General features: G+C 66.9%; 21 protein-coding genes. 7 read left to right on the top strand and 14 right to left on the bottom strand.

Features of this window, described 5'->3' with window-relative positions:
* Together AB4Z44_RS14145 and AB4Z44_RS14140 are read right to left on the bottom strand one after the other, a co-directional pair.
* Entirely contained in the window at positions 1-1,161 is a 1,161-nt protein-coding gene (locus tag AB4Z44_RS14145; RefSeq protein ID WP_404710340.1) for an HlyD family efflux transporter periplasmic adaptor subunit, read from the bottom strand.
* The gene (locus AB4Z44_RS14140; RefSeq protein ID WP_404710339.1) at positions 1,154-2,620 is read right to left on the bottom strand and encodes an efflux transporter outer membrane subunit; all 1,467 of its coding nucleotides are present in this window, start codon (positions 2,618-2,620) and stop codon (positions 1,154-1,156) included. The genes AB4Z44_RS14145 and AB4Z44_RS14140 overlap by 8 nt, the downstream gene beginning before the upstream one ends.
* On the opposite strand from AB4Z44_RS14140, the gene AB4Z44_RS14135 reads away from it, so the two are divergent.
* Complete coding sequence (locus tag AB4Z44_RS14135) at positions 2,619-3,338, top strand: TetR/AcrR family transcriptional regulator (RefSeq protein WP_404710338.1); 720 nt, start codon at positions 2,619-2,621, stop codon at positions 3,336-3,338. The two genes, AB4Z44_RS14140 and AB4Z44_RS14135, sit on opposite strands and share 2 nt — an antisense overlap.
* A 28-nt stretch (positions 3,339-3,366) precedes the next feature.
* Here AB4Z44_RS14135 and AB4Z44_RS14130 read toward each other — a convergent pair whose 3' ends face one another.
* Entirely contained in the window at positions 3,367-3,588 is a 222-nt protein-coding gene (locus AB4Z44_RS14130; protein WP_404710337.1) for a hypothetical protein, read from the bottom strand.
* A gap of 166 nt (positions 3,589-3,754) precedes the next feature.
* Between AB4Z44_RS14130 and poxB the strand changes: the two genes are divergently transcribed.
* On the top strand, positions 3,755-5,479 hold the full coding sequence (gene poxB / locus AB4Z44_RS14125; protein WP_404710336.1) for a ubiquinone-dependent pyruvate dehydrogenase: 1,725 nt from the start codon (positions 3,755-3,757) through the stop codon (positions 5,477-5,479).
* Positions 5,480-5,506: 27 nt separating this feature from the next.
* Here poxB and AB4Z44_RS14120 read toward each other — a convergent pair whose 3' ends face one another.
* From AB4Z44_RS14120 to AB4Z44_RS14090, 7 genes are all read right to left on the bottom strand, one after another.
* The gene (locus AB4Z44_RS14120; protein WP_404710335.1) at positions 5,507-5,929 is read right to left on the bottom strand and encodes a hypothetical protein; all 423 of its coding nucleotides are present in this window, start codon (positions 5,927-5,929) and stop codon (positions 5,507-5,509) included.
* A 103-nt stretch (positions 5,930-6,032) separates the two neighbouring features.
* Positions 6,033-7,646 carry a S10 family peptidase gene (locus tag AB4Z44_RS14115; protein WP_404710334.1) on the bottom strand — a complete coding sequence of 538 codons (1,614 nt, stop codon included), beginning with the start codon at positions 7,644-7,646 and terminating at the stop codon, positions 6,033-6,035.
* Positions 7,647-7,806: 160 nt separating this feature from the next.
* On the bottom strand, positions 7,807-9,177 hold the full coding sequence (locus AB4Z44_RS14110) for an MmgE/PrpD family protein (RefSeq protein WP_404710333.1): 1,371 nt from the start codon (positions 9,175-9,177) through the stop codon (positions 7,807-7,809).
* A gap of 76 nt (positions 9,178-9,253) precedes the next feature.
* Complete coding sequence (gene add, locus AB4Z44_RS14105) at positions 9,254-10,378, bottom strand: adenosine deaminase (RefSeq protein WP_404710332.1); 1,125 nt, start codon at positions 10,376-10,378, stop codon at positions 9,254-9,256.
* A gap of 6 nt (positions 10,379-10,384) precedes the next feature.
* A complete protein-coding gene (locus AB4Z44_RS14100; protein WP_404710331.1) occupies positions 10,385-11,704 on the bottom strand; it encodes an NCS2 family permease in 1,320 nt (439 codons plus the stop codon).
* Positions 11,701-12,765: a nucleoside hydrolase gene (locus AB4Z44_RS14095; protein WP_404710330.1), complete on the bottom strand. Its 1,065-nt coding sequence runs from the start codon at positions 12,763-12,765 to the stop codon at positions 11,701-11,703. The genes AB4Z44_RS14100 and AB4Z44_RS14095 overlap by 4 nt, the downstream gene beginning before the upstream one ends.
* A 139-nt stretch (positions 12,766-12,904) precedes the next feature.
* Entirely contained in the window at positions 12,905-15,706 is a 2,802-nt protein-coding gene (locus tag AB4Z44_RS14090) for a TonB-dependent receptor domain-containing protein (RefSeq protein ID WP_404710329.1), read from the bottom strand.
* A gap of 408 nt (positions 15,707-16,114) precedes the next feature.
* On the opposite strand from AB4Z44_RS14090, the gene AB4Z44_RS14085 reads away from it, so the two are divergent.
* Complete coding sequence (locus AB4Z44_RS14085) at positions 16,115-17,050, top strand: LysR family transcriptional regulator (RefSeq protein WP_404710328.1); 936 nt, start codon at positions 16,115-16,117, stop codon at positions 17,048-17,050.
* A 44-nt stretch (positions 17,051-17,094) separates the two neighbouring features.
* On the opposite strand, the gene AB4Z44_RS14080 is transcribed toward AB4Z44_RS14085, so the two are convergent.
* Positions 17,095-17,526: a hypothetical protein gene (locus tag AB4Z44_RS14080; RefSeq protein ID WP_404710327.1), complete on the bottom strand. Its 432-nt coding sequence runs from the start codon at positions 17,524-17,526 to the stop codon at positions 17,095-17,097.
* Positions 17,527-17,634: 108 nt separating this feature from the next.
* Entirely contained in the window at positions 17,635-18,669 is a 1,035-nt protein-coding gene (rsgA, locus tag AB4Z44_RS14075) for a ribosome small subunit-dependent GTPase A (RefSeq protein ID WP_404710326.1), read from the bottom strand.
* Positions 18,670-18,992: 323 nt separating this feature from the next.
* On the opposite strand from rsgA, the gene AB4Z44_RS14070 reads away from it, so the two are divergent.
* A complete protein-coding gene (locus AB4Z44_RS14070; RefSeq protein ID WP_404710325.1) occupies positions 18,993-19,217 on the top strand; it encodes a hypothetical protein in 225 nt (74 codons plus the stop codon).
* Between the two features lie 57 nt (positions 19,218-19,274).
* On the opposite strand, the gene AB4Z44_RS14065 is transcribed toward AB4Z44_RS14070, so the two are convergent.
* Both AB4Z44_RS14065 and AB4Z44_RS14060 read right to left on the bottom strand, forming a co-directional pair.
* Positions 19,275-20,504, bottom strand: a complete 1,230-nt coding sequence (locus tag AB4Z44_RS14065; RefSeq protein WP_404710324.1) for an MFS transporter — start codon at positions 20,502-20,504, stop codon at positions 19,275-19,277.
* 88 nt (positions 20,505-20,592) lie between these two features.
* Positions 20,593-21,411 carry a glutathione S-transferase N-terminal domain-containing protein gene (locus tag AB4Z44_RS14060; protein WP_404710323.1) on the bottom strand — a complete coding sequence of 273 codons (819 nt, stop codon included), beginning with the start codon at positions 21,409-21,411 and terminating at the stop codon, positions 20,593-20,595.
* 288 nt (positions 21,412-21,699) lie between these two features.
* Here AB4Z44_RS14060 and AB4Z44_RS14055 point away from each other — a divergent pair, with 288 nt between their 5' ends.
* From AB4Z44_RS14055 to AB4Z44_RS14045, 3 genes are all read left to right on the top strand, one after another.
* Positions 21,700-23,844: a TonB-dependent receptor gene (locus tag AB4Z44_RS14055; protein ID WP_404710322.1), complete on the top strand. Its 2,145-nt coding sequence runs from the start codon at positions 21,700-21,702 to the stop codon at positions 23,842-23,844.
* Between the two features lie 51 nt (positions 23,845-23,895).
* A complete protein-coding gene (locus AB4Z44_RS14050) occupies positions 23,896-24,819 on the top strand; it encodes an SDR family oxidoreductase (protein WP_404710321.1) in 924 nt (307 codons plus the stop codon).
* Positions 24,820-24,976: 157 nt separating this feature from the next.
* The gene (locus tag AB4Z44_RS14045; protein WP_404710320.1) at positions 24,977-25,984 is read left to right on the top strand and encodes a helix-turn-helix domain-containing protein; all 1,008 of its coding nucleotides are present in this window, start codon (positions 24,977-24,979) and stop codon (positions 25,982-25,984) included.
* The last annotated feature ends 216 nt before the right edge of the window (positions 25,985-26,200 follow it).

Genomic DNA, 26,200 nt, shown 5'->3' with positions numbered 1-26,200 from the left:
TCAGTTCCCGTTCGCGACGTCGACATCGGCGTCCATCGACAGCCCGACGCGCAGCGGATGGCGTGCTAGTTCGCCGGGATCGAGCGCGATCCGTACCGGCAGGCGCTGCACCACCTTGATCCAGTTGCCGGTGGCATTCTGCGCCGGGATCAACGCGAACGATGCGCCGGTGCCGCCCGAGAAGCCGACCACGCGACCATGGAAGATCACATCGCCACCATATAGATCGGACGTCAGCGTCGCCGTCTGGCCGGGGCGTACCCGTGCCAGCTGGCCCTCCTTGAAATTCGCGTCGACGTAAAGGCGCGCGGTCGGCACGACCATCATCACGGTCGTACCGGGTGCGACCTGCTGCCCGACCTGGACGGCGCGACGCGTGACGATTCCGTCGATCGGCGCGCGGATCACGGTACGATCGAGATCGAGGCGGGCCTTGTCCAGCCGCGCCTGCGCCGCCAGCACGTCCGGGCTCGACGCCATCGTCCGCCCGACCAGCGCGGTGTTCGCGGCATAGTCGCTCGCCGCCGCGCTGCGGGTCGAGCTCGCCTGGACGAGGCCGGCGCGTGCCGCCGCCAGTGCCGCCTGCGCCGTCGCGAAGGTGCGGCGTGCCGCGGTCAGCTCATCGCCCGAGACGCCGCCGCCGGGCGCGAGCGACTCGCGCCGGGCGAGATCGACCCTGGCCTTGTCGGCATCGGCCTGCGCGGAAACCAGCTCGGACCGTGCCCGCGCGATGTCCGCGGCGCGGGCATCGACCTGCGCGTTCAGCGCCTGGCCCGTGGCGGTTCCCTGCCCGAACTGCCGTTGGGCGCGGATCAGCTCGGCCTGCGCCTGCGCAAGGGCGATCCGGGCATCGCGCGGATCGAGCCGAACGAGGATATCGCCGCGGCGCACGGTGCGCGTATCTTCGGCAAGAACCTCCGCCACCTGACCGGAGACCATCGGCGTGACCGATGCGGTATAAGCGCCGACATAGGCATTGTCGGTCGAAACCGATCTCTTTCCGACCAGTTCATACCATCCGCCATAGCCGATTGCGCCGAGCGCAACCGCCGCGGCGATGCCGCCGAACAGCAATTTGCGCCGGCTGCCCGGGATGGCGGGTGTGGCGTCGGCGGATGCGGGCTCGGCCGCCTCGTGCGGCGGAGAGGATGTCTCAACCATGGAAAATATCCTTGCCGTTGGGGAGCCTCGCGGCCGTATCGCCTGCGTGGAAGCCGCCGCCGAGCGCGCGGATCAGCGCGACATCGAGCGTGAAGGCGCGCGCCTGCAGATCGGCGAGCGTGCGTTCGTCCTGCAGCATGCGGCTCTGCGCGCTCAGGACGTCGAGATAGGTCGACAGGCCGCCGGCGTAGCGTCGTTCGGCGATGCCGTAGCCGTCGCGCGATGCCACGAGCGCACGGCGGCCCTGGTCGAGCCGGACGGCGAGCGCGTCGCGGCTGGCGACCGCGTCGGCCACCTCGCGAAAGGCGGTTGCGACCGTGCCGTCATAGGTCGCGACCGCTTCGTCGAAGCGGCCGCGCGCATTGGTATAGCTGCCCGCCAGTTCCCCGCCGTGGAAGATCGGCAGGCTCATGGCTGCGCCTGCATTGCCGTAGCCCGATCCGCTCTTCAGCAAGGTATCGAGGCCGAGCGACTGGACGCCGACCAGCGCCTTGATGCTGATATCGGGGTAGAAAGCGGCTCGTGCCGATTTGACCCGCTGCGAAGCGGCGTCTGCCCGCGCGCGCGCCGCCGCGACATCCGGACGCCGGCCTATCAGATCGGTCGTCACGTCGGCGGGGAGCATCTGGGCGGCGGGCGCGACGGCGGGCGGGACGATCGCGCAACCGGCGTCCGGCCCGAGCCCGAGCAAAGCGGCGATGCGATTGCGCGTCAGGGCGATCGTCTCGTCGGTCGCCGCGATATCGCCCGCGCTTTGCGGCACGGCCGCGTCCGCCTGGCGCTGCTCTGCGCGCGTATCGAGCCCGTCCTTCACCCGACGCGCGACCAGCGCCTGCGTGGCGATGCGGATATCGCGGGCGCGCACTTGAACCGCGCGTTCGGCGTATAGCCGCGCGAGATCGGCGTAGGCGTCGGCGATGCTCGTGGAGAGGACAAGGCGCGCCTGCGCCAGCTCCAGCGCGGCGGCGTCGGTCTCGCGTCGTGCGGCGCGCAAGGCGGCGCGGTTGCGCCCCCATAGATCGAGATCGAGGCTCACCGCGCCGTCAATGGTCGCGGTGTCCTGCCAGCCCTTGGGAACGAACGCGGCGGGAATGCCATTATTGTAGCTCTGCTTGGCGCCGCCGGCAGAAGCATCGGCATCGACGCGCGGCAGCAGGGCCGCACCGGCCTGGCGCCCATAACCCTGCGCCTGGCGCAACCGCGCCGCGGCAGCGGCCAGATCCGGAGCCCCCGCCAGTCCCAATTCTATGAGCCGGGTGAGTTCGGGGTCACGATAGGCGCGCCACCAGTCCGTGGCCGGCCACGCGTTCGACGTGCCGCCATCGAGCATATTCGCAGCGTAGGAACTCGCCGAGCGTGGCAGGGGGGGCGGCCCCAGATCGGGAGGACTGGCGCATCCCGCCAGCAGAAGCAGTGCGGTGACGCCGCCGTGGGAAAAGGAAAGTTTCGAATCGGCCATGATTATTACCGTACTAAATGGTACGGATTCGCGATACGGGGCGCCTCGGCACTTGTCAACAATTACCGAACTCGATAGTACGTTATTTATGACACCGCCGCCGCTACCAGCCGAGGGCAAGCGCGATGCGAACCGTCAGGCGCGCCGGCGTTCGATCGTCGAAGTCGCGCGCGCCGTCTTTCTGCGGGACGGCTTTGCCGGCACGACGATGTCGGCCGTCGCAGCGGCACTGGGCGGATCGAAAGAGACGCTATGGCGCCATTTCACCACCAAGGAGGATCTTTTCGCCGCGGTGGTCGAAGCCGAGACGGCGGGATACAGCACCGAAATGATCGGGCTGCTGGATGGCTCGCACGGCCTCGTCACAACCCTGGAAGCTTTCTGCCGCCGCTTCATCGAGATCGTCACCTCGCCCGATGTCATCGCGCTTCATCGACTGATCGTGGGCGAGACGGGCCGCTTTCCCGAGCTTGGCAGGATTTTCTTCGCGCGCGGGCCGGGCATGGTCGAGCAGCGCCTCATCCGGTTCATGGCGATACACATGGACAGCGGCACGCTGCGCGCCGGCGACCCCGCCGAGGCCGCGCAAATGCTCATCAGCTTGTGCCTGGGCGGGTCGCACCAGCGCCTGTTGTGGAGTGGCGATGCCGTGGTCGGAGATCAGGGCGTCGAGGCCGGCCGCGCCTTAGCGTTGTTCCTGAGAGCTTTCGCGGCCTGACGACCTGCTTTGCCCCACCCTGTCGCCGCTACGAGCTTGTTCGTTCCGTCTGACAAGCGCGCTCAGGAGCCTTATGTCGCACGAACAGCATGTGAAGCTTGTTCAAGCTGGCCAGGCCCAGCAGCACCCCGCCCGTCCAGGCGAGCAACCGGGAACTGTGCAGGCCCGAACCGAGCACCAGCACCAGCGGTCCCACTTGCAGGTGATAGATGTTGCCGAGATGATCGAGCCGTGAGCGAAGCGTCTGCATCCGCCCATGGTGGGTCATATACTCGGCGACCGCAACTGGCGCGCTGACCGTCAGCCTTATATTTTCACCCCGGAATCCGACCGGCGGCCCGATAGCGCATTGCCCTATCGCGCAGCCCTGCGCACCTTGTATCGCCACCCTCCGCGCGCCAGCAAAGGACCGTCTCATGGCAGGAACGATCGCCGACCTCATCACCGCAACCCTCGCCGATGCCGGTGTCGAGCGGATATGGGGGGTCACGGGCGACAGCCTCAACGCGATCAACGACAGCCTGCGCAGGCTCGGCACGATCGCGTGGATGCATGTCCGCCATGAGGAGGCCGGGGCGTTCGCGGCCGGCGCCGAAGCCGCCGCGACGGGCAGGCTGGCGGTGTGCGCGGGCAGTTGCGGGCCCGGCAATCTCCACCTCATCAACGGCCTGTTCGATTGCCAGCGCAATCGCGTGCCGGTGCTGGCGATCGCCAGCCACATCCCGTCCTCCGAAATCGGCCTGAGCTACTTCCAGGAAACGCACCCGACCGAACTGTTCCGCGAGTGCAGCCACTTCTGCGAGATGGTGACCAGCCCGGCGCAGATGCCCGAACTGCTCCACCGCGCGATGCGGACGGCAATCGGCAAGAGCGGCGTGGCGGTGCTCGTCATACCCGGCGACGTTTCGCTGCTGGAGGTGCCGAAGGGCACACCAACCCATTTCGCGATGCCGGCCCCCGCGCGCCTCGTCCCGGCCGCCGCAGAGGTCGCGAAGCTGGCCGAACTGCTCAACGCGTCGGGCACGATCACGATGCTGTGCGGCTCGGGCTGTGCCGGCGCGCATGACGCGGTCGTCGCGCTCGCCGATGCGCTCCAGGCGCCGATCGTCCATGCCTTCCGCGGCAAGGAGCATCTCGAATGGGACAATCCGTTCGATGTCGGGATGACCGGCTTTCTCGGTTTCGCGTCGGGCTATCATGCCCTGAAGGAATGCGACACGTTGCTGATGCTGGGGACCGACTTCCCCTATCGCAACTTCTATCCCGACGGCGCCAAGGTCGCGCAGGTGGACCGCGATCCCAACTCGCTCGGGCGGCGCATTCCGATCGATCTCGGCATTCTGGGCGACGTGGACGAGACGATCGCCGCGTTGCTGCCGCTGCTGGCGGGGGAGCGGTCGCGCAAGTTCCTCGATGCCGCGCGCAAGCATTATGCCAGGACCCGGGCCGATCTCGATCATCTCGCGACTCCCCGGCCGGCCGGAATCCCGCTGCACCCGCAGTTCGTGGCGCGCATGCTCAACGACGTGGCTGCGGACGATGCCATCTTCACCGCCGACGTCGGCACGCCTTCGATCTGGACGGCGCGCTACATCATCACCAACGGCAGGCGCCGGATCATCGGCTCGTTCAACCATGGCTCGATGGCCAACGCGATGCCGCAGGCGCTCGGCGCGCAGGCAGCCTACCCCGGCCGGCAGGTCGTTTCGTTGTCGGGCGATGGCGGCTTCACGATGCTGATGGGGGACATGCTGTCGGCGGTGCAGCTCGATCTTCCGATCAAGATCGTCGTGCTCAACAACGGCACGCTCGGCTATGTCGCGATGGAGATGAAGGCGGGCGGCTATGTCGACACCAATGTCGATCTGAAGAACCCGAACTTCGCCGATCTGGCGGCGGTAGCCGGCTTCAAGGGCATCCGCGTCGAAAGTTCGGACGCTCTCGAGGGCGCCTTGCGGGAGGCCTTCGCCCATCCCGGGCCGGCTTTGGTCGATGTGGTGACGGCAACCCAGGAGCTTTCCATGCCGCCCGCCATCGGCCTGGAGCAGGCCAAGGGATTCAGCCTTTATATGCTGAAGGCGATCATCTCGGGACGCGGTGACGAAGTGCTCGAGCTCGGAAAGACGAATATCCTGCGTTAGGGCAAGGCACGCCGAAAGGCGGCAGCATCACGAGCGTGTCGCTGGCGGTCCCCTACGTGCGAACCAGCCGGCGGCTGCGGGCTGAAACAGGCACGCAATGGCGGCCAGCTTGAGCAATTCGGCAAGAGCTGCGACCAGGAACGTCGTCTGACCGAAGGCGCCAGGGTTGCGCAGGGCGGTCGCGATAAACCCGAGCGTGCCGAGCAGGACGAGGATCGTGACGATCCAGCGCGCGACGACGCTCGCCCTGCGCGTGACGAAATACCACAGGACCAGGCCCAGCGCAGGCGATGCGATGCAGAGCAGGAAGACGACGATCGGGTTGGGCGTCAGGCCACGCGCCGCCAGCCCGGCGGCAAAGCCATGCCAGGCGGCGAGATTGTTGAGCAGGTCGATTGCCAGTGCGAGCAGCATGAGGCGTTCGAACCACAGGATTGGCGCGGGTCGCATCTCCCCTCCGATCGATCGGCTGCATCCGATCCGCTTCCGTGTGGCCATGATACGGTAGGGCGATCCGTTCGGGCAAGTGGCCGCCGGGCGATGGGGCAGCTTATCAGTTCGGCGTCTTGCCCGCCTTCCCCTCCGCGATTGTCGGCCGCGCCGGCGGCGTCGCGCTCTGCGCCGACGCGACCGCGCGATTGATGAAATCCGCCGTATCGCGCTTCAGCGAATGCAGCGCATCCGGGTTGAGATAGACCATGTGGCCTGAGGGGTAATAACGGAACTCGATATTCTTCTGAAGGTCCGCGCCCAGCAGCATGTGGCTGAGGTCATATTCGGTCGAGAAGAAGGGCGTGGCCATGTCATAATAGCCGTTGGCCGACATCAGCCTGAGATAGGGATTGATCCGCATCGCCGCCGACAGATCGACCGCGACGTCGGGTGCGGCCTGCGGCTGGCGCGCGCCAGGGGCGTGGTGGGTGAAATCCCACTTATAGCCGGGCACTTCGCTGGCGCTCTGGCGATAGGGCATGTCGGTCTTGTAGCCGAGATCGCGCACCAGATAATCGGAGAGGGTGGCGATGAACGCGCCCGAGATCGCGGTGTCCGACGCATCGAATTCGGGGCCTTCGCCCGCGGCATCGGCATCGATGCCGGTGTAGCGCGCATCGTAGCGGCCGACCGTCAACCGGCGATCGCGCAGCAATTCCTTGCGGAAGCGGTTGAGCGGGACGCGCAGGTCGGACGACTTGATGTAGGCCGCCGAGAGTCCGGTGAAATAGCTCAATTTCTGCGCGATCGCGTCTTCCTCGGCGGGCGTGATCATCGACCCCTTGGCGAGCGCCGAGGCATAAGGCCCGACCGCGAAGTCGCGCGCCTGCTGGATAAAGCTAGCCAGATCGGCGGGGCGGTTGGGCACGCGGTTATGATACCAGGCGACCGCGGCATAGCTCGGCAGGTAACCGATATAGGTCTGGTCGTAGCCCGGCTGGCGGATGCCGTAGTTGAGGATCGACGAGAGGATCACGACGCCGTTGAGCGCGACCCCGCGATCCTCGAGCTGGTAGGCGAGCGCGCCGCTGCGGGTGGTGCCGTAGCTTTCGCCGAACAGGAATTTGGGGCTGTTCCACCGCGCGTTGATCGTGAGGTAGCGCGTGATCGCCTTGGCGAACGTATCCGCATCCTGATCGACCCCCCAGAAATCGCTGTTCTTGGCGTCGCCCAGCGGGCGCGAATAGCCGGTGCCCATCGCATCGATGAAGACGAGGTCGCTGGTGTCGAGCAACGTGTCCGGATTGGGCCCGAACTCATAGGGCGCGGGCTTGATATATTCGGGGTTGGCGGTCTGAATCCGCATCGGGCCGAGCGAACCCATGTGCAGCCACAACGAGGCCGATCCGGGGCCGCCATTGTAGAAGAAAGTGACCGGGCGACGCTTCACGTCGCGCACGCCGTCGGCGGTGTAGGCGACGTAGAAGACGCTGCCGGTCGGCTTGCCGTTGGTGTCGCGGATCGTGACCGTGCCGGCGGTGGCGTGATAGGCAAGCGGGCGGCCGTTCACGACGATGCTGTGTGCGGTGACCTTGGCCTGCTCCTCAATCGGCGCGCGCGCGGTAGCCGCTTCGATGGCGGCGGCGTCAGGCGCCTTCTTCCTGTCGGCGGGCTCGTCGGCGGCGACGGCGGCGGTGGCGAGGAGGAGGGTAAGCGGGACGAGGGCCAGGCGCATGGGCAACTCCGTGGGGAGACGGGGAGGGACTTATGTTTCCGTCATTCCCGCGAAGGCGGGAATCCATATTCTCAAGGGTTGGAGGTTATGGATTCCCGCCTTCGCGGGAATGACGGGAAAGGAGTAAGGGCTGGATCCTGACGTGGGTTATGGTGCTGGTCTAAGCGCCATCCCGGCTGGCGCCAAGATGTGGCAGCGCGGCGGGCAATCCGCTGATGTCGCCGGCCTGTTCCAGCATAGTGATTTCGTCGGCAAGACGAGCGATCCGATCGGTGCCCATCAACGGCCGCAACAGCGCGTCGAATTTGCGCCGCAACGCCGGCACGGCCTGATCCATCGTCGGGCGGATTTCCATGTCGTGGCGCTGCGTCAGCACCCGTCCGTCGATCGTCTCGATCGTCACTTCGGTCACCTCGTCGGGCCAATCCGCTGGCCCCAGTGTGACGTTGGTGAGCGCACGGATGCGATCCAGTTCGGGATCGGCCACCACCGTATCGATGAACGTCGCCGGATCGGCGGTGTCGCGGCCGGCCAGCGCGAGGGCGGCGGCGAAGCGGAGGCTGAACTTGGCCTCGGCGCCGTTCACGGGCGCGGGGATGTTGCACATCCGGTCGGCGGCGCGGTTGACCGTCAGGCGGATCGCGGCGACCGCGTCTGCGCGCAGGCCGGCGCGGCGCAGGGCTGCGATCGCCTCGATCGTGCCCTGCACGCCGAAGCAGGCGGCGTGGAATTTGAAGCTGTTATGGTCGAGCTGGTAGCCGTCCCACACGATCGCGCGATCGGGGAGATGTGACTGGGTCTCGGCGAAGCCCTGGCGCGCTTCGAGCATGTCGGCGCGCCCGGTCAGGCCGGCTTCGGCCCAGAGCGCGGCGAGCAGGCCCGTCTCGGCGGCGCGGCCCGCGTGGAGCGGTTTGGCCATCGTGCCGAACTGCGCCTTGAGCCCTGCCGCTTGGGTGGCGGCGAGGCCGAGCGCGCGGGCGGTCGCGCGCTCGTCGAGCCCGATCAGGTATGCCGCCCCCATCGCGGCGCCGATCGCGCCGACCGTGCCGGTCATGTGGAAGCCGCGCTCATAGGGCGCGGCGCCGAGCCACGCGCCGATCATCCCGGCCGCCTCATAAGCCGCGACGAAGGCGGCGATGAGCTGGCGCCCGCTCGCGCGCCGCGCTTCGGCGAGCGCGAGGAGGGGCGGGAGGAGAACGGTGGTCGGGTGGACGTGCATCGCCAATGCGACATCGTCATAGTCGAGCGCGTGGCCGGCGGCGCCGTTGATCAGCGCCGCCTGGCGCAGGCTGAAATGGCGGCCATGGCCGAGCGCGGTCGCGGTGGGGTGGGCGCCTTCGGCCAGCGCGGCGGCGTGGAGGATGCGGGCGACCGGCTCGCGGCTGCCGGCGAGCGCCAGGGCGATGAAATCGGCGATGCAGAGTTTGGCGACGGCCAGGGTTTCGGCAGGGATGTCGCGCGCCGCGGCACGGCTCAGGCGCACGACTGCCGCGGTCGCCCCTTCTCCGTCATGCTGAACTCGTTTCAGCATCCACCAGGCATCCTCGTGGACGGTGCGGCCCGCACGGTGGACCCTGAAACGAGTTCAGGGTGACGATGTGGGTGGGTCAAAGTCGGGAATCCTCCCACACGATCCCCTCGGCCGCCGCATCGAACTCTTCGGGCCAGTCGATCACCCACGCCGCTTTCTGCGCATCGCTCGCCCAGCTTCCTGCGATCCCCGCGAACATCATCCGCCGCAGCGCGGCCACGTCGAACCCGAGATGGCTGTACATCAGCTCCCAGGCCCCCGCCGGGCTGACATGGTGCAAGGTCGGATCGTCGGTGTTGGGATGAAGCGCGAGGCCGAGCTCGGCCATGCGCCGGATCGGATGATCGGCCGCCCAGCGATCGGGCGCGAGCGTGCGCAGATAATAAGAGTTGGTCGGCACGATCGTGAACAGCAGCCCGCGCTCGGCGTAGCGTGCCGCCAGTTCGGGATTGTCGACGATGGTGTAGCCATGGTCGATCCGGTCGACGCCGAGCGTCTCGATCGCGGTAGCGACATTGGTCCACGGCATCCCGAACTCGCCGGCGTGCGCGGTCGTGCGCAGGCCGCCGTCGCGCGCCATGCGATACGCCTCGGCGAACAGTTCGGGCGGCCGATCGACCTCGCGATAGTCGATGCCGATGCCCGCCACTTTGGCATGGCGGTGGGTCAGCATCGCCGCGACGAAGGTCGTTGCTTCCTCGGGCGCCGCCTCGCGATCGATCGCCGGGATCAGCAAGGCCGAGATGCCATGATCGCGTTCGGCCGCGGCGATGCCCTCGACGATCGCGGCCTGTACCTCGCCATAGGGCAGGCCGATGTCACGCAAGGTCGCGGTCGGGTTCCAGAAGAATTCGGCGTGGCGGACATTTTCGCGCGCCGCATCTTCGAGATATTCGTAGGCGATGCGGCGGAAATCGTCGGGGTCCAGCAGCAGATGCTGCTCGAGCGCGCGCAACGTATGGAGCACGCCGACCGGCTTGGTGCCGCGCCGGTAGAAGCCGTCGATATCCTCGCGCGAATAAGGCGCGTCATGCTTCGCGGCGAGTGCGGCGAAAGTCTCGTGCCGCACCGCGCCGAGCAGGTGGCAATGCAGTTCCACCTTGGGGATCGCGTGGAAGAAAGCGCGTTGCGCGGGCGTCACGAGGCGCCCGGTCCGGGCAGGCGGCAGCGCCTGGAGCGTATCGGCAATCGAGATCGGCATAAGGCCTCAGTGGTGGCCCGTGGCCGCGGTGACGAAATAATAGCCGAGCGGAATGGCGAGGATCACCAGCCCGATCGGCAACTCGCGCCAGCGCCCCGCGAGGATCTGCACCAGCACATGGACGAAGATGCCCGCGGCGATGCCGGTGCCGAAGCTGTTGGCGATCAGGGTGACGAGCAGCATCACCATCGCCGGAAGCAGATCCTCGGTCCGTTCGCCCGCGGCGTTGCGGATCGTGCCGAGCATCGCGATGCCGATCAGGATCAGAGCCGGCGCGGTCGCCTGCTTCGGGATCGCCATCGCCAGCGGGGTGAGCAACAGGGTCAGCAGGAACAGGATCGCGGCGGCGACCGCGGTCAGCCCGGTGCGCCCGCCCGCCTCGACGCCGGCGGCGGATTCGACGAGCGCGGTGCCGGCGGGGACGCCGATCAGCGGCCCCAACGTGGCGGCGATCGAATCCACCAGGAAGGGGCGCTCGATCCCGGGGAGGTCGCCGTGGCTGTCGGTCAGCCCGGCCTTGGCGCCAACCGCGAGCGTGGTGCCGAGTGTCGAGAAGAATTCGCCCGCGAAGAAGGCGAACAGATAGGGCAGGGAGGCGAGCGCGATTGCAGCAGGGAGATCGGCCCGCAGCGCGATCGGGCCGAGCCCGTGCGGCAAGTCGACCGGCGCGCCGCCGAGCTTGGTCAGGCCGAGCGGGATGCCGACCAGTGCCGCCGCGACGATCCCCGCCAGCACCGCGCCGGGGATGCGCCGCGCCTGCAAAGCGACGGCGACGGCGAGGCCGACCAAGGCTGCGATGGGGCCGGACGCCGCGAAATTGCCGAGCGCGAAGGCGTTGGACTTCGCATTGAGCGCGACCATCCCGGCATCGCGGCAGCCGAGCAGAGCGATATAAAGGCCGAGCGAGGCGCCGAGCCCGAGCTTGATCTGCACCGGCACCAGCCGCATCACCAGCCCGCGCGCGCCGGTGAGGGTGAGCGCGAGGAACAGGATGCCCGAGAGCATCGCGATGCCGAGCCCGGCCTGCCACGGCACATGCTCGACCTGCGCCAGCGTGACACCGAGGATCGCCGATCCGCCCAGCCCCGGGCCGACGATGAAGGGCAGGTTGGTGTAGAGCCCCATCGCCAGGCTGCCCAGGGTCAGCATCGCGATCGTCGCGGTGGTGGCGGCGGCGCGATCCATCCCGCCGCTCGACAGCAGGCCCGGGATCACCACGATCAGATAGGCCGCCGCCATGAAGCTGGTCAGCCCGGCGAGGCATTCGCGCGCGGTGGTCGTGCCGCGCGCGTCGAGGTGGAACCAGCGGTCGAGCGCGGCGATCATTGCGCCGCCTGGGCCGCGAAGCCTGCGACGAAGCGATCGATGTCGACCGCCTCGACGATATGGACGGTCTGCTCGCCCAGATGCGGCGCCATCTCGTCCTTCCAGATCTGCGCAGTGCCGTAGGCCGGGCCGAACGCCAGATCGACGTCCATCTTCGCGGTCAGCTCCCTGGTGATGAGCGATCGATCGATCGCGACCGCCGTCGTCAGCTCGTCCCAGAGCGGCTGGCCGACCTTGCCGTACGCGCCGACATAGCGCGCGACCGGCGTGCCCGACGCGGCGATCTTGGTTCGCAGCGCATCGGTCATCTTGGTCGATCCGGTGACGTTGCTCAGCACGGTGATGCGCTGCCACAGCGCGGTTAGCACGATATGTGCCGCCTCGGGATCGAACAGGAAGTTGAAGTCGGTCGCGTAATCGGCGTTGCCGACGACGCGCGCGCGCTGGAGATCGATCCCGCCGCCCTCGATCACGATCTCCTTCGCCAGCTTCGGCAGATCGGGCGCGAGCCGAAGTGCCAGCGCGATATTGGTGAGCGGGCCGGCGGTGACGACCATGATCTCGCCCGGATGCGCGCGCACCAGCCGGATCAGCATATGCGCCGCATCCTCGGCCGAGGCATGGGTGGTGGGCTTGCCTTCCGGCATCGGCGGCACGAGGCCGGGTTCGTCGGGATGATAGTCGCGCCCGGGCCGCGGCGCATTCCACGCGCCCTTCCACGGGACGACGCCGAAGCGGGCTTCCCAGGTCTTCATCTCCGCCTGCGTGCGGAGCAGCGGCATTTCGGCGCCGCGCGCGACGGGAATGTCGCTGCGCCCGGCGATCTCGAGGAAGCGGAGCGTGTGCTGCGTCTCCTCCTCGAGCCAGGCGTCGCCGGTGACGACGCCGACGCCCAGAACCTTCACCCGGGGATCGCGGATTAGCGGGATCAGCGCCTGGATGTTGCTCTGGCCGGGCCCGAGAAAGTCGTTGTCGAAATAGACGCTGACGGGGGCCGGGGCGGCGTGGGTAACGGCTGCGGTGCAGACCAGTGCCGCCGCTATCAGGTGCTTGAGCTTCATCCGCCGTGTCCCCCTCACATCGTCACCCCAGCGCAGGCTGGGGTCTCAGGCGAGACGAGGGCGCTCACATCCTCCCGAGATCCCAGCCTGCGCTGGGATGACGGAGTGGAGTGAGCGCGTCTCATCCCGGCCGCCTCACTCAGAACTTGGCCGTCACACCCACGAACATATAGCGGCCGAGCGCATCGTACATGCCTCCGAAGAAATCGCCGTTCGACACCTGGCCGCCGACCGACGCGGTGAGCGGCGGATCCTTGTCGAACGCATTGTTCACGCCCGCGCGCAGGGTGAACTTCTCGGCGATCGTCTTGGCGATGGCGAAGTCGAAATAGCTGACGGCCGGCAGGCGGCGGTCATAGGCGAAGTAGGTGCCGGTCAGATATTGCGCGCTCGACGACTTATCGTTGTGGGTCGCGCCGATGTAGCGCCACGTGCCCGACAGCATCAGCCCGCCCGGCGAGGTCCAGTTCGCCATCAGGCGGTGGCGCCAATGCGGGATCGGAATGCCGCAGGTCACGCCGAAATAGCCATCGCAGCGGTACGCCGGCGTGCCGGGCAGCACCTGCACCTCGTACTTGTTGGTCTTGGTGCCGGCGAAGTTGAGCCCCACCCGGCCAAGCGAACGCCCGCCGAACAGATCGTCGAGCCGCTGGTTGGCGGTCAGCGTGAAGTCGATGCCGGAGGTCTTGAGGTAACCGGCATTGATGCTGGTCGTGACGACGTTGCCGCCGGTGACGAGCGATCCGGTCGTCGGGTTGCGCAGGATCAGGTTACAGAATTGCCCGGTGGCGATGCACTGGGTCAGTTCGACCGTGGCGGGCACGGTCGAGATCAGTTTCTTGACCTTGATGTCGAAATAATCGGCGCCGAAGGTCACGCCGCGCAGGAAGGGCGGGGTGACCTGCCCGCCGAACGAGATGGTGTTCGATGTTTCGGGCTTGAGGTTCGGGTTGCCGCCGATCAGCGCGCCCGACTTCTGGCCGGCCGCCGGGGCGATGTTGCCATATTGCGCGGCGGTGACGCCCGATGCGGCGCATTGCGCGGCGGTCGCGGTCGGCTTCGTGCCCTCGCACGGATCGGTCAGGTTGGCGGTCGTGCCCTGCTGCGGGCCGAACAGCTCGACCAGATTGGGCGCGCGCACCGCACGCTGGTAGCTCGCGCGCAGCCGGATCGCCGGGACCGGCGCCCATTCGGCGCCGCCCTTCCACGCGACCGTGTCGCCCGCGGTCGAATAATGCGAGTAGCGCACGCCGGCATTGAGGCTCAGCAGCCGCATGAACGGCTTGTCCTCGGCGATCGGCGCGGTCAGCTCGCCGAACACCTCCTTGACGTTATACGAACCCGAGATCGGGAATTCGCCGCCCGAATTGCCCGCAACGTCCTTCGACGAATAATGCGAGTCCGGCACGAGGGCCAAACCTTCGTCGCGATATTCGGCACCGATCGCGACGCCGACCTTGTGATCGGCGAACGGGCTCTGCACCGGCACGCTGCCGGTGAGCGAGGCCGAGACCACCTTCTCCTCGGTATGCCCGGTCCGGTAGAAGGGGATCGAGACGTAGCCCAATGCCTGCTGGGTGATCCCGCCGATCGCGAAGATGTTGATCGGCACGCAGCCGGCATTGCCCGATTTGCAGACGATCTGGCCGCCCGAGTTCACCGCCTGCAGCGCATCGGCGAAGCGCGCGAGGCTGATGTCGCCCGTCAGCCGCGATTTGTAATCGGTGCGGCCATATTGGCCGTAGACGTCATACTGCCAGTCGCTGCCGATATCGCCCTTCATCCCGAGCACGCCGCGATACGCGGTGTGGGTGGTGTAATCGTGGCGTGAGCCGCCCTGCGCGTTGCGCTGCGACACCGCGACCTGCGTGTTCTGCGCCGAGGTCAGCCCGACCGAGGTGCAGAAGAGGTTGACCTCCTGTGCCGAGAGATAGGGGTTGGCGCAATTGATCGTCTCGGCCACCGTGAACACCGCAGTCGGCGAGATGCGGATATCGGCCTTGTCCTGCATGAACATGAATTCGCCGTAGAGCTTGGCCGATTTCGAGAAATCGTAATGCGCGAAAACGTCGGCGTTCCAGCGGCTGTCGGGCGACTGCAGATCATAGGTGTTGCCGTTGTTGAAGCCGTCGCTGCTCTTGTAGGTGCGCAAAGTATTGCCGGTCGTAGCATCGATCGCATAGCTGCCGCGCGACACGCCGGTGGCGGGGTTGAGTGGCTGGAACTGCGCCGGGTTGGTCGCGCTGGAGAGCGAGCAGGTATAGCCCGCCGCGCTCGTGCCGAGGTTGCAGGTGGTGAAATCGCGCTCCGACGTGCCGACCCCGTCGATATGGCGATAGCCGACGAAGGCGGTGATGTTGCCGCGCCCGTCACCGAAATTCTTGCCCGCGGTCAGCGAGATGTTCTGCTGCCCGCCGTCATAATCGGTGCCCTGCGCGTAACGCTGGCCAGCCGCCGCCGCGACCGATCGGATCGCATTGCCGTTGGTGTGCGAATAGAGCCCGCCGGTCGTGTCGAGCTGGAGCCCCTCGAAATTCTTCTTGAGGACGAAATTGACGACGCCCGCGAGCGCATCCGATCCATAGACCGCCGATGCGCCGCCGGTGACGACGTCGATCCGCTCGACCAGGGCCGCCGGCACATTGTTGATGTCGGGCGCCTGGGCAGCGACGCGATCGGGATCGCCCTGCATCAGCCGGCGCCCGTCGATCAGCACCAGCGTGCGCTGGTTGCCGAGATTACGCAGGTTGATCGTCGCGGTGCCCGATGCGCCGACCGTGCCGCCGCGATTGTTGCCGCCCTGATCGGCATAGGCCTGCGGCAAAGTGTTGATCAGATCCTCGATCCGGGTCGCGCCGCGCGCGGAGAGATCGGCGCCCGAGACGGTGGTGATCGGGCTGACGCTGGTGTTGTTGGGGGTGGCGATGCGCGAACCCGTCACGACGATCGTGTCGGGGAGGGCATCGCCCCCGGCCGAAGGGGGCTATCGGCCGGGGGTGCGGTCTCGGCCAGCGCGGGCGCGCATGCCATATGGGCAGCAGCGGCGGCGAGGACGGACGCGGTGAGTCGCAGGATGGCGCGCGCGGGAAACTTGGCAGACATGTGACCCCCTTTGGTCGACGTGAAGCCCTTCGGGCCAGCACGCTCTCCTGGTAAGGCGGGGCGGGGATTGCTTCCCCAGTCTCCCGGTCGTCTGTTCCTGCCTGTTGGGCGGCGGCTCTGTGATGGCCGTCCGTCCCGCTGCCCCGATCTTTGCGATCGTGTCACAATCGCAAGCTATGCCGGGTGGCGCGACAACGGAAAGTTTTTGTTTTTATCGTTTGATAGGTTCTGGTTATAACTGCGGGGCATGGCGGCGGAGTATGACAGGGCACCGGCCTCGGTCCAGGCGATCTCGCTGCGCCAGCTGCGCTTCTTCGTCGCGCTCGCCCGGATCGGCCATTTCGGCCGCGCCGCCGACAGCGTCGCCATCTCGCAGCCCGCGCTGAGTGCGGCGATCCGCCATATCGAGTCGCAGCTCGGCCTCAGATTGTTCGACCGCACCACGCATAGAGTGGCGCTCACCGCCGCGGGCGAGACCTTGTTGCCGCACGCCTTGCGCCTGCTCACCACCGCCGAAAACGCTTTCGCCGACATGCGCGAGGTCGCGAGCCTCGCCGCCTCGACCGTCCGCATCGGCGCGGTGCCCTCGGCGGTGGCGGCGGTGGCGCAGGTGCTGCCCGGCTGCGAGCAGGCGGTGCCGGGCGTGATCGCGCATCTCGGCGACGGCAAGAGCGACGATCTGATCCGCGGCCTGCGCACCGGCGCCTACGACCTGCTCGTCACCATCGCCACCAACGCCGATCCCGAATTCGAGACGATCGCGATCGCCGAGGACGAGATGCTGCTGCTGGTCCGCGCCGATCACCCGCTGGCCGGCGAACCGCGCCTGCCCTGGCGCGCGCTGGCGGGCGAGGAGGTGGTCCACTTCGCCGGCGGCAGCATCGGCGAACTGAGCGCGGCGGCGCTCCAGCAGAACGGCGTGGCGCCGTCGCTGCGCTATTCGGTGGACCAGGTGGATTCGCTCTACGGGCTGGTGCTGGGCGGGCTGGCGGTTGGGGTGATGCCGCGGCTCTATACGCGCCCGCTCGATACGACCCGGCTGCGGCTGGTGCCGCTGATCCGGCCGACGGTGCGGCGGCGGTTGAAACTGCTGTTCCGGCCGGAGCTCAGGCAGGAGCATGCACGGGCGCATGCGCTGGCGATGCGGTTGTCGGAGGCGCTGCGGCTTGTGTTGGCGGGATGAGGACAGCCATCGAGCGCTGCCTTCTGCGCGGAAAGCGTGAAAACCTAAGCAGCCGCCGTAGCCGGATCCTCGTCGAGCGTCGCGACGCCCATCAGCGGATGCATGACGAAGGTCCAGCCGTCGCCCCCGATGATCATGAGGCGCAGCGACTGGCGGTCGGCGGTGCCGAGCAAGGATGCCGCGCCCGATGAGGTCGGCAGCTTGACCATAGTGCCGTCCTGGCGAATGCCGCTGGCCCAGCCGCTTCGCCCGTTGCGGATCTCGACGGCGAGACGCTCGAGCGCGGTTTCAAGCGCGGTGCGCGCGCGCTGACCGGACACCCACGCGTGGGCAAAGGACTCTGGCTCCGGCGCTGCCACGGGATTTGAGCTGTGGACCTGCGGCGACGCCTTCGCCGGGCGACGATGGGGCTTTTCCTTCGGCTGCCCAAGCGGACGTACCCCCTCCATACCCATCATGCGCTCAAAGTCGTTCATTGCCAGCCCTCGGTATGCCTGTGCGCGGAGCGCGTGGATCCGACCGTTGGTTCCCGGCCGGGGCCGGTATCGGATTCCGCGCCGAACGGATTGAGATCGACCCGTTCATCATCGTCTCTTTCCGGCTTTTCCGGGGCGGGAGCGGCGAACCGTCGCGGCGCGGTTACTCGCCGCATCCTCCCGGGCGAGCTTGCGCCAACGCTCGACCCGCGCGGGATCGAGATTCCCGTCCGTCATCGCGGCCTGGATGGCGCATCCGGGCTCGTCGAGATGGCTGCAGTTCGAGAACCGGCAGTCCAGCGTCACGGCCGTGACGTCGTCGAAGACCTCGGTCACGCCGGTGGCCACGTCGGACATCTGGAGCTCGCGCATGCCCGGCGTATCGACCAGCCAGCCGCCCCCGTCCGCGCCACCAGCGAGGCGATGCATCTCCCGGACGGTGGTCGTATGCCGGCCCTTGCCGTCGTCCTCGCGCACGGCCTGTGTCGCGATCTTGTCCGATCCCGTCAGCCTGTTGACGAGCGTCGATTTGCCGACGCCGGACGATCCCACCAGCGCGACGGTTTCGCCCGGGCCGCAATGTCGTGCGAGGCGGGCGGCGCTCGTCGGATCGCGCCCGTCCACCATTTCCACCAGCAAACCCGACTGAAGCGCGCGCGCTGCGTCGACCAGGCGCCCGGGCGTCGGCGACAGGTCGGCCTTCGTGAGGACGACGACCGGACGCACCCCCACCTCGCGCGCGAGCACGAGATAGCGTTCGATACGCGCGACATTGAAGTCCTCGTTACAGGACGTGACGATGAACAGCGTGTCGACATTCGCGGCGATGAGCTGGGTCCGGCGGTCATCGCCCGGGGCGGGCCGCTTGAACAGGCTCGTCCGGTCGAGAATGCGCATCAAACTGCGGGTGGTCCGGTCGATCAGCAACCAGTCTCCGACGGTAGGCCGGTCTTCCGCGCCGCCTTGCGTGGGCAAGCTGGAGGAGATCGAGTCCTCGAATCCTTCGCCCGAAACGGTCACCCTTCCGCGATGCACCGACAGGACGCGGACGGGCTGGCATATGAGGCGCTCCCCGGCCGAGACCTGCTCGCTGAAGAACGACTTCCAGCCGAGCTGTGTGAGAGTAAGGCCGGACGTTCCCATCGTCGCCTCAATCTACCGGCGGACCGCCTGGTTCAACCGCGTCCGGCGCTTCCTGCCCGGTAACCCTTTTGTCCGCCTTGGCTTGCGCCTTCTTCGCGGACTCCGCTGCCTTGGTCCGTTCGCGCTCGCGGCGCTCGAAGTCGTAATTCGGTTTGCGTGGTATGTCGGTTGCTCCGGAAGGGGCCGGCTTGAGCAAAACGCCCGACCCTGGAAACCCTTGGCTCGCAGCTACACCGATCCGCCGTTCGCGACTAGGCGGGCGGCAAAGGCCGAGCGGGTTCGGTCGAGCCCGTATTTCGACCATCGCTGACGGCGACACATCTTTGCGCCGGTCGCGCTTCTTCGGTCCGCTCGCGCGGATCGGCCTGCCTTCCGCGGTGGCGCAGGTGCTGGGCGGGCTGGCGGCGAGGGTGATGCCGCGTCTGTATACCCGCCCGCTGGATACGACCCGGTTTCGGCTGGTGCCGCTGATCCGGCCGGAGCTCAAGCAGGCGCACGCGCTGGCGATGCGGTTGTCGGAGGCGTTGCGGCTTGTGTTGGCGGGGTGAGGGAAGGGAGCGGCAATACGCGAATGCAAACGGTTGGAAATTCAGCTGGTGTGCCCGCTATCGATCGCTTCGTCGCTTCCGCCGGTCCCCGCCGCGGCTCTCCTGCAGGAGCAGCGCCACCGCCCCGCAGATGACGGCCAGACCGATGCAGAGGTAGAATGGCGTAGCGAGGCCGAACGAGTCCGCAAGCCGGCCCGCAACCGACGGCGCGATGACCCCGCCGAACAGTTCGCCCGCAGCGGTCGTAAGCCCGATCGCACTGGCAATGAGGCCCGCCGGCGCGCTTTCCGCCGGGATGACGCCGATCGACAACGGCGAGATGCCCACCACCATCCATCCGAGCATGACAGCCATTCCGAGCAAGACGGGATCGTTCGGCAGCATCAGGATGGCGGCCGGCGCGAAGATGCCGAGGAAACCACAGGCGATCAGAACCGGCCGGCGCCCGACCAAATCCGAGAGCGCCGGGACACCCATGCCGCCGACGAGCCCGGCAACCCCGCCCGCGCCCACGATCCAGCCCATCGTGGCGGGCGCGATGCCGCGGACCTGGGTGAGGTAGACCGGCAAAAACACGTTCTGGATCATGGCCCAGGCCGCGAAAACGCCGGAAATGAGGATCGACAGGCGCACGTTGCGCACCTTCCACAGCCGCACGAACGATCCCACCGCCGACGATTGGGTATGGTCCTCCGGTCTTGACACACCCGCCGCCGGATCGGGACGCACGAACAGCCACAGCGCCAGAACGACGATGAGCCCCGGGATCACCGACAGCGAGAAGGCCGCGCGCCATCCATAAGCGTCGGCCACCATCGTCGCGATCACCGGGCCCGCAGTGCCGCCGATCAGGAAGGCGCCCGCCATCTGGAGAATACCCATGTTGAGGCCGCGTCGCGCCGGATCGGACACGTCCGACATCAGCGACTGGGACAAGGGGACCACCGGCCCTTCGGCAAAGCCCAGGACCATGCGCGCCAGCAAGAGCCCGCCGAAACCGCTGATCAGCCCCGGCAGGCCCGCGACCAGCGAAAAGCAAAGCGTGGCGACCAGCAGGATCGTCTTCCGGCTGCCGGTGGAATCGGCAAGACGCCCGAACAAGGTTGCGCCGATCGCCACCGTGCCGGACAGCGCACCCGCGAGCATCCCGAGCTGGGTGTTGGTGAGCCCCAGATCGGCCACGAGATAGGGCGACAGGAAATTTGCGCTGAGCCGCTCCAGCGCGACCACGCCATTGGTGATGCTCAGGAGAATGAGCAGCCTGAACTCGTAACGCGGTCGTGCCATTCAGTCTCTCCGGAGCGCGGGCTTCCGCCTTGCCTGACGATCGGGCCACGTCAAATGATGCGCCCGCGCCGGCCTGGATCGCGGTCGCTCAGGCGCGGGGGGCGACGGGCGCGCCCGGCCCCTGGTTGGTCGGCGTGATCTCCTGCGCCAGCGCGCCGCGCTCGAACGGTTCGGGATCGCCCTCACGCAATTGCAGCCCGAACAGGTTGTGCATCGCCGGATGGCGCCCCAATCCACCGAACAGGTCGAAACCCCGTTCCAGCCAGTCGCGCAGCGGATCGTCATCGGTCAGCGGCGGCGTTGTGGCGATGGAGGCCAGCCACAGGAAGATCGCCAAGGCCGAGTAATCGGCGAAATCGGGCTTCTCGCCCCCGATCCAGCGCGTTTCGGTGAGCAGCTTGCGCAGCGGTTCGAGCCGCCGCGGCATCAGCGGCAGGCGATCCTCGCGCCCGGCCTGAACATCCTCCAGGCGGCGTCCGCCGACGAACTTCTCGCGCGTTTCGCGTACGTACGGCTTGTCCGCGGCGAGCGAGAGTTCGTAATAGTCCGCGATGTAATTCTCGAAATAGGCCTCGATCACCGTGTTCCACAGCCAGGTGTCGATGAAGCGCAAGGCCGGTTTGTAGGCCGGGTACGGAAACAGCATCGGCCGATCCGGATATTCGGCGTCGAGATATTCGGCGATCACCGTGCTGTCGAGCACCCAGCGATCGTCATCGACGATGACGGGCAGCCGATCCGATCGACCGCCGGTGCGTTCGAGAATTCCGACGAAGCCGCCGGGCACCAGATCGACCTCGAATCCTTTGTGCGCCAGCGCGTAGCGGGTGCGCCATACGTAGGGACTGGTCGTGCAGCCGGATTCGAACTGCAGATCGAACAGGGTGATGTGATTGTCTTTCGCCATGATCCTCGCCTCTTCCTGCGTGCGGGGGATGGCTGAGCGTCGATGCGCCGCCATCTTTCGTCCGCACGGCTAAAGCCCCCGATCCGCCCGCGTGCATGGATCAAGCGGCACATCGAAATCCGCCGGACCGGTAGTGCGGGCATTGCCGCTTTGGCGGTCTTGGCGCTTCCGTTGCGTCCTATCTATTGCAGCAACCTCGCTCCAATTGGACGCTGAAGAGCTTGGTGAGGACGCCGTGGTGGAGGCGCCGAACCGGAAAAGGCTCATGAAATAACGGGAGAGGGCAAAATGCGGCGTCGTCACTGTCTGCGGCACATCATGTCGGGCATCGCCATCATCGGCTTCCATCAGACGGCGGCGGCGCAATCCGCCGGCGGCGCGGCCCCGGCGACACAAGGCAATGGCGCGACCCAAGCCGATGGTTCGTCGTCGAGTGGCGACATCATCGTCACCGCCCGGCGCAAGGAGGAACGGCTCAGCGATGTGCCGATCTCGGTCACGGCGGTCAGCGGCGATGCGCTGCGCGACCAGCAGGCGAACAATGTGCGCGACGTCGCCAGGATCACGCCCAGCCTGAACATCGATTCCGATTCCCCGACGCGCGCCTTCATCTCGATCCGCGGCATCGGCACCACGCTCTCGGATTCGGTGCAGCCGGGCGTCGGCATCTTCGTCGACGGCATCTACGAGCCGGCAACCTCGTTCTTCAACAGCCCGCTGGTGGATGTCGAGCGGGTCGAGGTGCTGCGCGGGCCGCAGGGGACGCTGTTCGGCAACAACACGCTGGGCGGAGCGATCAACATCGTGACGCGCCAGCCGACCAACGACCTGACCGGCCGCATCGACGGCAGCTATGCGCCGCAGGACGATTTCCGATCGCTGTCGGGATCGATCTCGGGCCCGATCGTCTCGGATGTGGTGCAGTTCCGGATCGGTGGCGCCTATCACCATCAGGACGGCTTCATCAAAAACTCGCTGATCGGCGGCAATCTCAATCCCGCGACGCAGGAATCGCTCAAGGGTACGCTGCGCATCCTGCCTGCCACGGGCGCTACGATAACCATCAACGCCAATTACGACAAGGTGAGGGGCGGTTTCTTCCCCTACAATCAGGTCGCCGGCCCCGAAGATTATCAATATGCCGGCGCGCAGAACGTCAACAGCATCGGCGAGGATCGCTATTACGGTTTGAACGCCAAGGGAGAATTCGATCTGACCCCGCTCAAGACCAAGATGACGCTGATCGCCTCCTACAATCTGCGCAAGCGCGAGGTGAATTGGGACGTCGATCTGGGGCCGACCGATTTCCTGCGCTCGCACGATTTCGGCCGGCTGCGGACCATCAATTTCGAGGGTCGGTTCGAAACGCAATGGAGCGACACGATATCGTCGCTCGTCGGGCTGTTCTACTCGCAATATCGCGACCGGAGCGAGACCAACACCTTTGTCGTCCCTGCCAATCTCCTGTCGCCGGCGGTGGCGCATACCTCCAACCGCAACGAGGCGGTGTTCGCGACAGTCTTCTGGAAGCCGAGCCGGCTGCTCGAACTCGCGCTCGGCGCACGCTATGACGACCAAAGCCTGAAATCGTCGCAGGCGTTCACCAGCGCCGCCTACAAGGCCAAAGAATTGCAGCCGCGCGCGACGGCGACGTTGCACTGGACCTCCGATTTCATGAGCTATGCGTCGGTAGCGCGGGGCGTGCGTGGCGGTGGCCAGAACCCGCCCGGTTCGCCCAACCTCATCTATCGCAACGACTCGGTGTGGACCTACGAAGTCGGCACGAAATTCTCGGCGCTCGATCGGCGCCTGACCGTCGCCGCCGACGTGTTCTACAATGATTATTCAAACTATATCGGCGTCAACGCGATCGTGCCGTCGACCGCGAGTGCCGCCGCCATCGCGGTCAATCTGAACACCGGGACGGTGCGGAGCTATGGCGCGGAAGTCGAGGCGACGTTTCGTGTCACCCCCAACTTCCGCCTCTACGGCAATCTGGGCCTGCTCCACGCCCGCACCACCGATATGAGCGGCTTCATTGCCGTGACCGGTTTCAGATTGCCGACCGACAAGATTCTCTACACCGCGGATTGGACGTTCAACGCGGGCGCCACGCAGGACGTGCATGTGGGCCGCGGGGTCGTTTCGTTCGATGCCAATGTGTCGGGCAAGGGGCGGCGGCCGGGCTTCAGCTACTCGCAGGTCGCGCCGACCTTTCTTGCGCCTTATTACATCACGAACGCGTCGATCGCCTACAAGATCAACCGGCTCGAACTGGCGGTGTTCAGCACCAACCTGTTCAACGAGAAATATTACGTGACCTATTTCGACAAATCGATCCTGGGCGCCGCGCTCCCGCCCGGCCTCGCCTACAATACGGGCGTGACCGGGGATCGCAGGCGGATCGGCGTCCGCGCCAGCATCGGCTTCTAAGATGCTGCGCAAGGGGTCGGTACCGTTCCGGGCGCTGCAAGAAGGTCCGCGATGATGGGCAAATTCACCGGCAAGACCGCCTTCATCACCGGCGGCGCGAGCGGCATGGGGCTTGGCATGGCGCAGAGCTTCGCCAATGCGGGGATGCGTGTCGTCATGGCCGATATCCGGCAGGATGCGCTCGACGACGCCATGAAGATGTTCGGCACAACCAATCTCGCGGTCGGTGCCGTGCAACTCGACGTCACCGATCGCGCCGGCTGGATCGAGGCGGCGGAGAAGGCCGAGGCGATGTTCGGCAACATCCATGTGCTGGTGAACAATGCCGGCGTCGGCCTGACCGGCATGCTCGATGCGATGACCTACAAGGATTGGGACTTCAGCCTGGGGGTCAATCTGGGCGGGGTCGTCAATGGCGTGACGGCGATGCTTCCGCGGATCAAGGCGCATGGCGAGGGCGGTCATGTCCTCGCCACGTCGTCGACCGCCGGGATCGCGGCCGTCGCCGGGGCGGGCATGTACTGCGCGGCAAAATATGCGGTCACGGGCCTGATGGAGACGCTCGCGAGCGAACTCCAGGGCACCAATATCGGTGCATCCGTCTTCATTCCCGGGCCGGTGAATACCAATCTCGGCGCGACTACCGACCAGGTCAGGCCGGCGCACCTGCGCAATGAGGCGGCGGGGTTCGATCCGCTCTCGCCGCCCGAATTCGACGCATCCGTCTTCATGAGCAAGGAAGAGGTGGGCGACCGCGTGTTGCGGGGGATGGAGCGCGGCGATCTCTACATCATCACCCATCCCGAGTTCCGCGAAGGGATAAAGGCGCGCAACGACGCCTTGCTCCGTGCGATCCCCGACGAGCCGATCGACACGGCACGGGCCGATGTGATCCGTACGTTCGGCACGCTGCTGCACAACCCGATCTACGATGGCCAGATGGCCGTGCCAGGGTGGACGCGTGGCGCTGAATGAGGCCACGACCCGCGCGCCGGGCCCGCGGTGAAGCTCGGCCGATCGCGGTGTCCCGCCGGCCTGGGATCCGGGAAGGCCACGGTCGCGACCGTGTTGCGGGCTTCGCCGCTTCGGTGCATGCTCCCCTCGCAACGATAAGAATGGAGCGGAATAGCCCATGCTCGCAGCGGCAACGGAGAGATACGATACCCGCCAGGTCCCTCCCGAGGCGCGGCTCGGCTACTGGCGCGAGATCGTGGCGCGCACATCGTCCCCGGCGACGTTCGACGATCGCAACCCGGAAACGCTCCACTGTGCGCTGACCCGCGCCGTGTTCGATCGGTTCAGCGTGTCGCACGTCGTGACGTCCGAGGTTCGCGCATCGCGTGGGCGACAGCATGGCGGTACGCCGGGCGGCTCCAGCTTCCTCTACCTCCAGCTCGAAGGCGAGGGAGAGTTGGTGTCGATCGGCCGAACGATGCGCACTGCGCCGGGAAGCATGATCCTGTTCGATGAGGAGACGCCCTATCGCTACCATCTGCGCACCGGCGGGCGGATCCTTTCGGTCGGGCTGCCCTCTTCGTTGCTCGCGGCGCGGTTGCCTTTCTATCGGGAGATCGCGATGCGATCGATCGATACCGGCGCGGGTACGAGCCAGGTTCTTGCGGCCACGCTGCGCAGCATCGCGGGCATGTTCGTCGATCAAGGCGTTCGCCGCTTCCCGCCCGCGCTGTTCGGCGGCCTGATCGAGCTTATGTCGGCGATCACCGACGAAGACGAGCCGTGCGACGACAATCTGGGGACGATGACGCGCTGGGCAGGCAAGGTTCGCGCTTATGTCGAGATGCGGCTCGACGATTGCGAGCTCACGCCCGCTTCGATCGCGCGCCATTTCGGGATCTCGCCGCGCTACCTGCGGCTCATCTTCGCGCGCGGCGCCGGAACCGATGGAGAGGGCGAGACGCTGCGCCGCTATATCCTGCGCCGCCGTCTCGAGGAGTGCGCCGCGCGGCTTGTCCGGACGGATGGAAGAGTGCTCTCCATCACCCAGCTTGCGCACGGCTGGGGCTTTTCCGATTCCTCCTACTTTGCCCGCCGTTTCCTCGAGCAGTACGGCGTCACCCCGAGCGCCTATCGCGGTGCGATCCTTTGCCGGCCAGCGGACATGCTTGCGGGCACGTGTTGAAGGGTAAAGATGCTTCTTCCGCGCATCGCAGCGGCGGGGCGCGACGCAAGGTCATGATCCAAGATTGATCGTATCGATTGGCCACTTTCGGGTGCACATCGTTCGTCGGATGGCTCGTATCGGCACCCACGATACCGGCGCACCTCAGAGAGAAACCAGCTTGATCCGGGACACCTTGATGCAAGGCCCGGACTATCGCGCATGGGCTTGCGGAGC

The organism is Sphingomonas sp. MMS24-J13, from assembly GCF_044905095.1.
GTDB lineage: Bacteria > Pseudomonadota > Alphaproteobacteria > Sphingomonadales > Sphingomonadaceae > Sphingomonas_I.
This window is presented reverse-complemented; position numbering and strand designations above follow the sequence as displayed.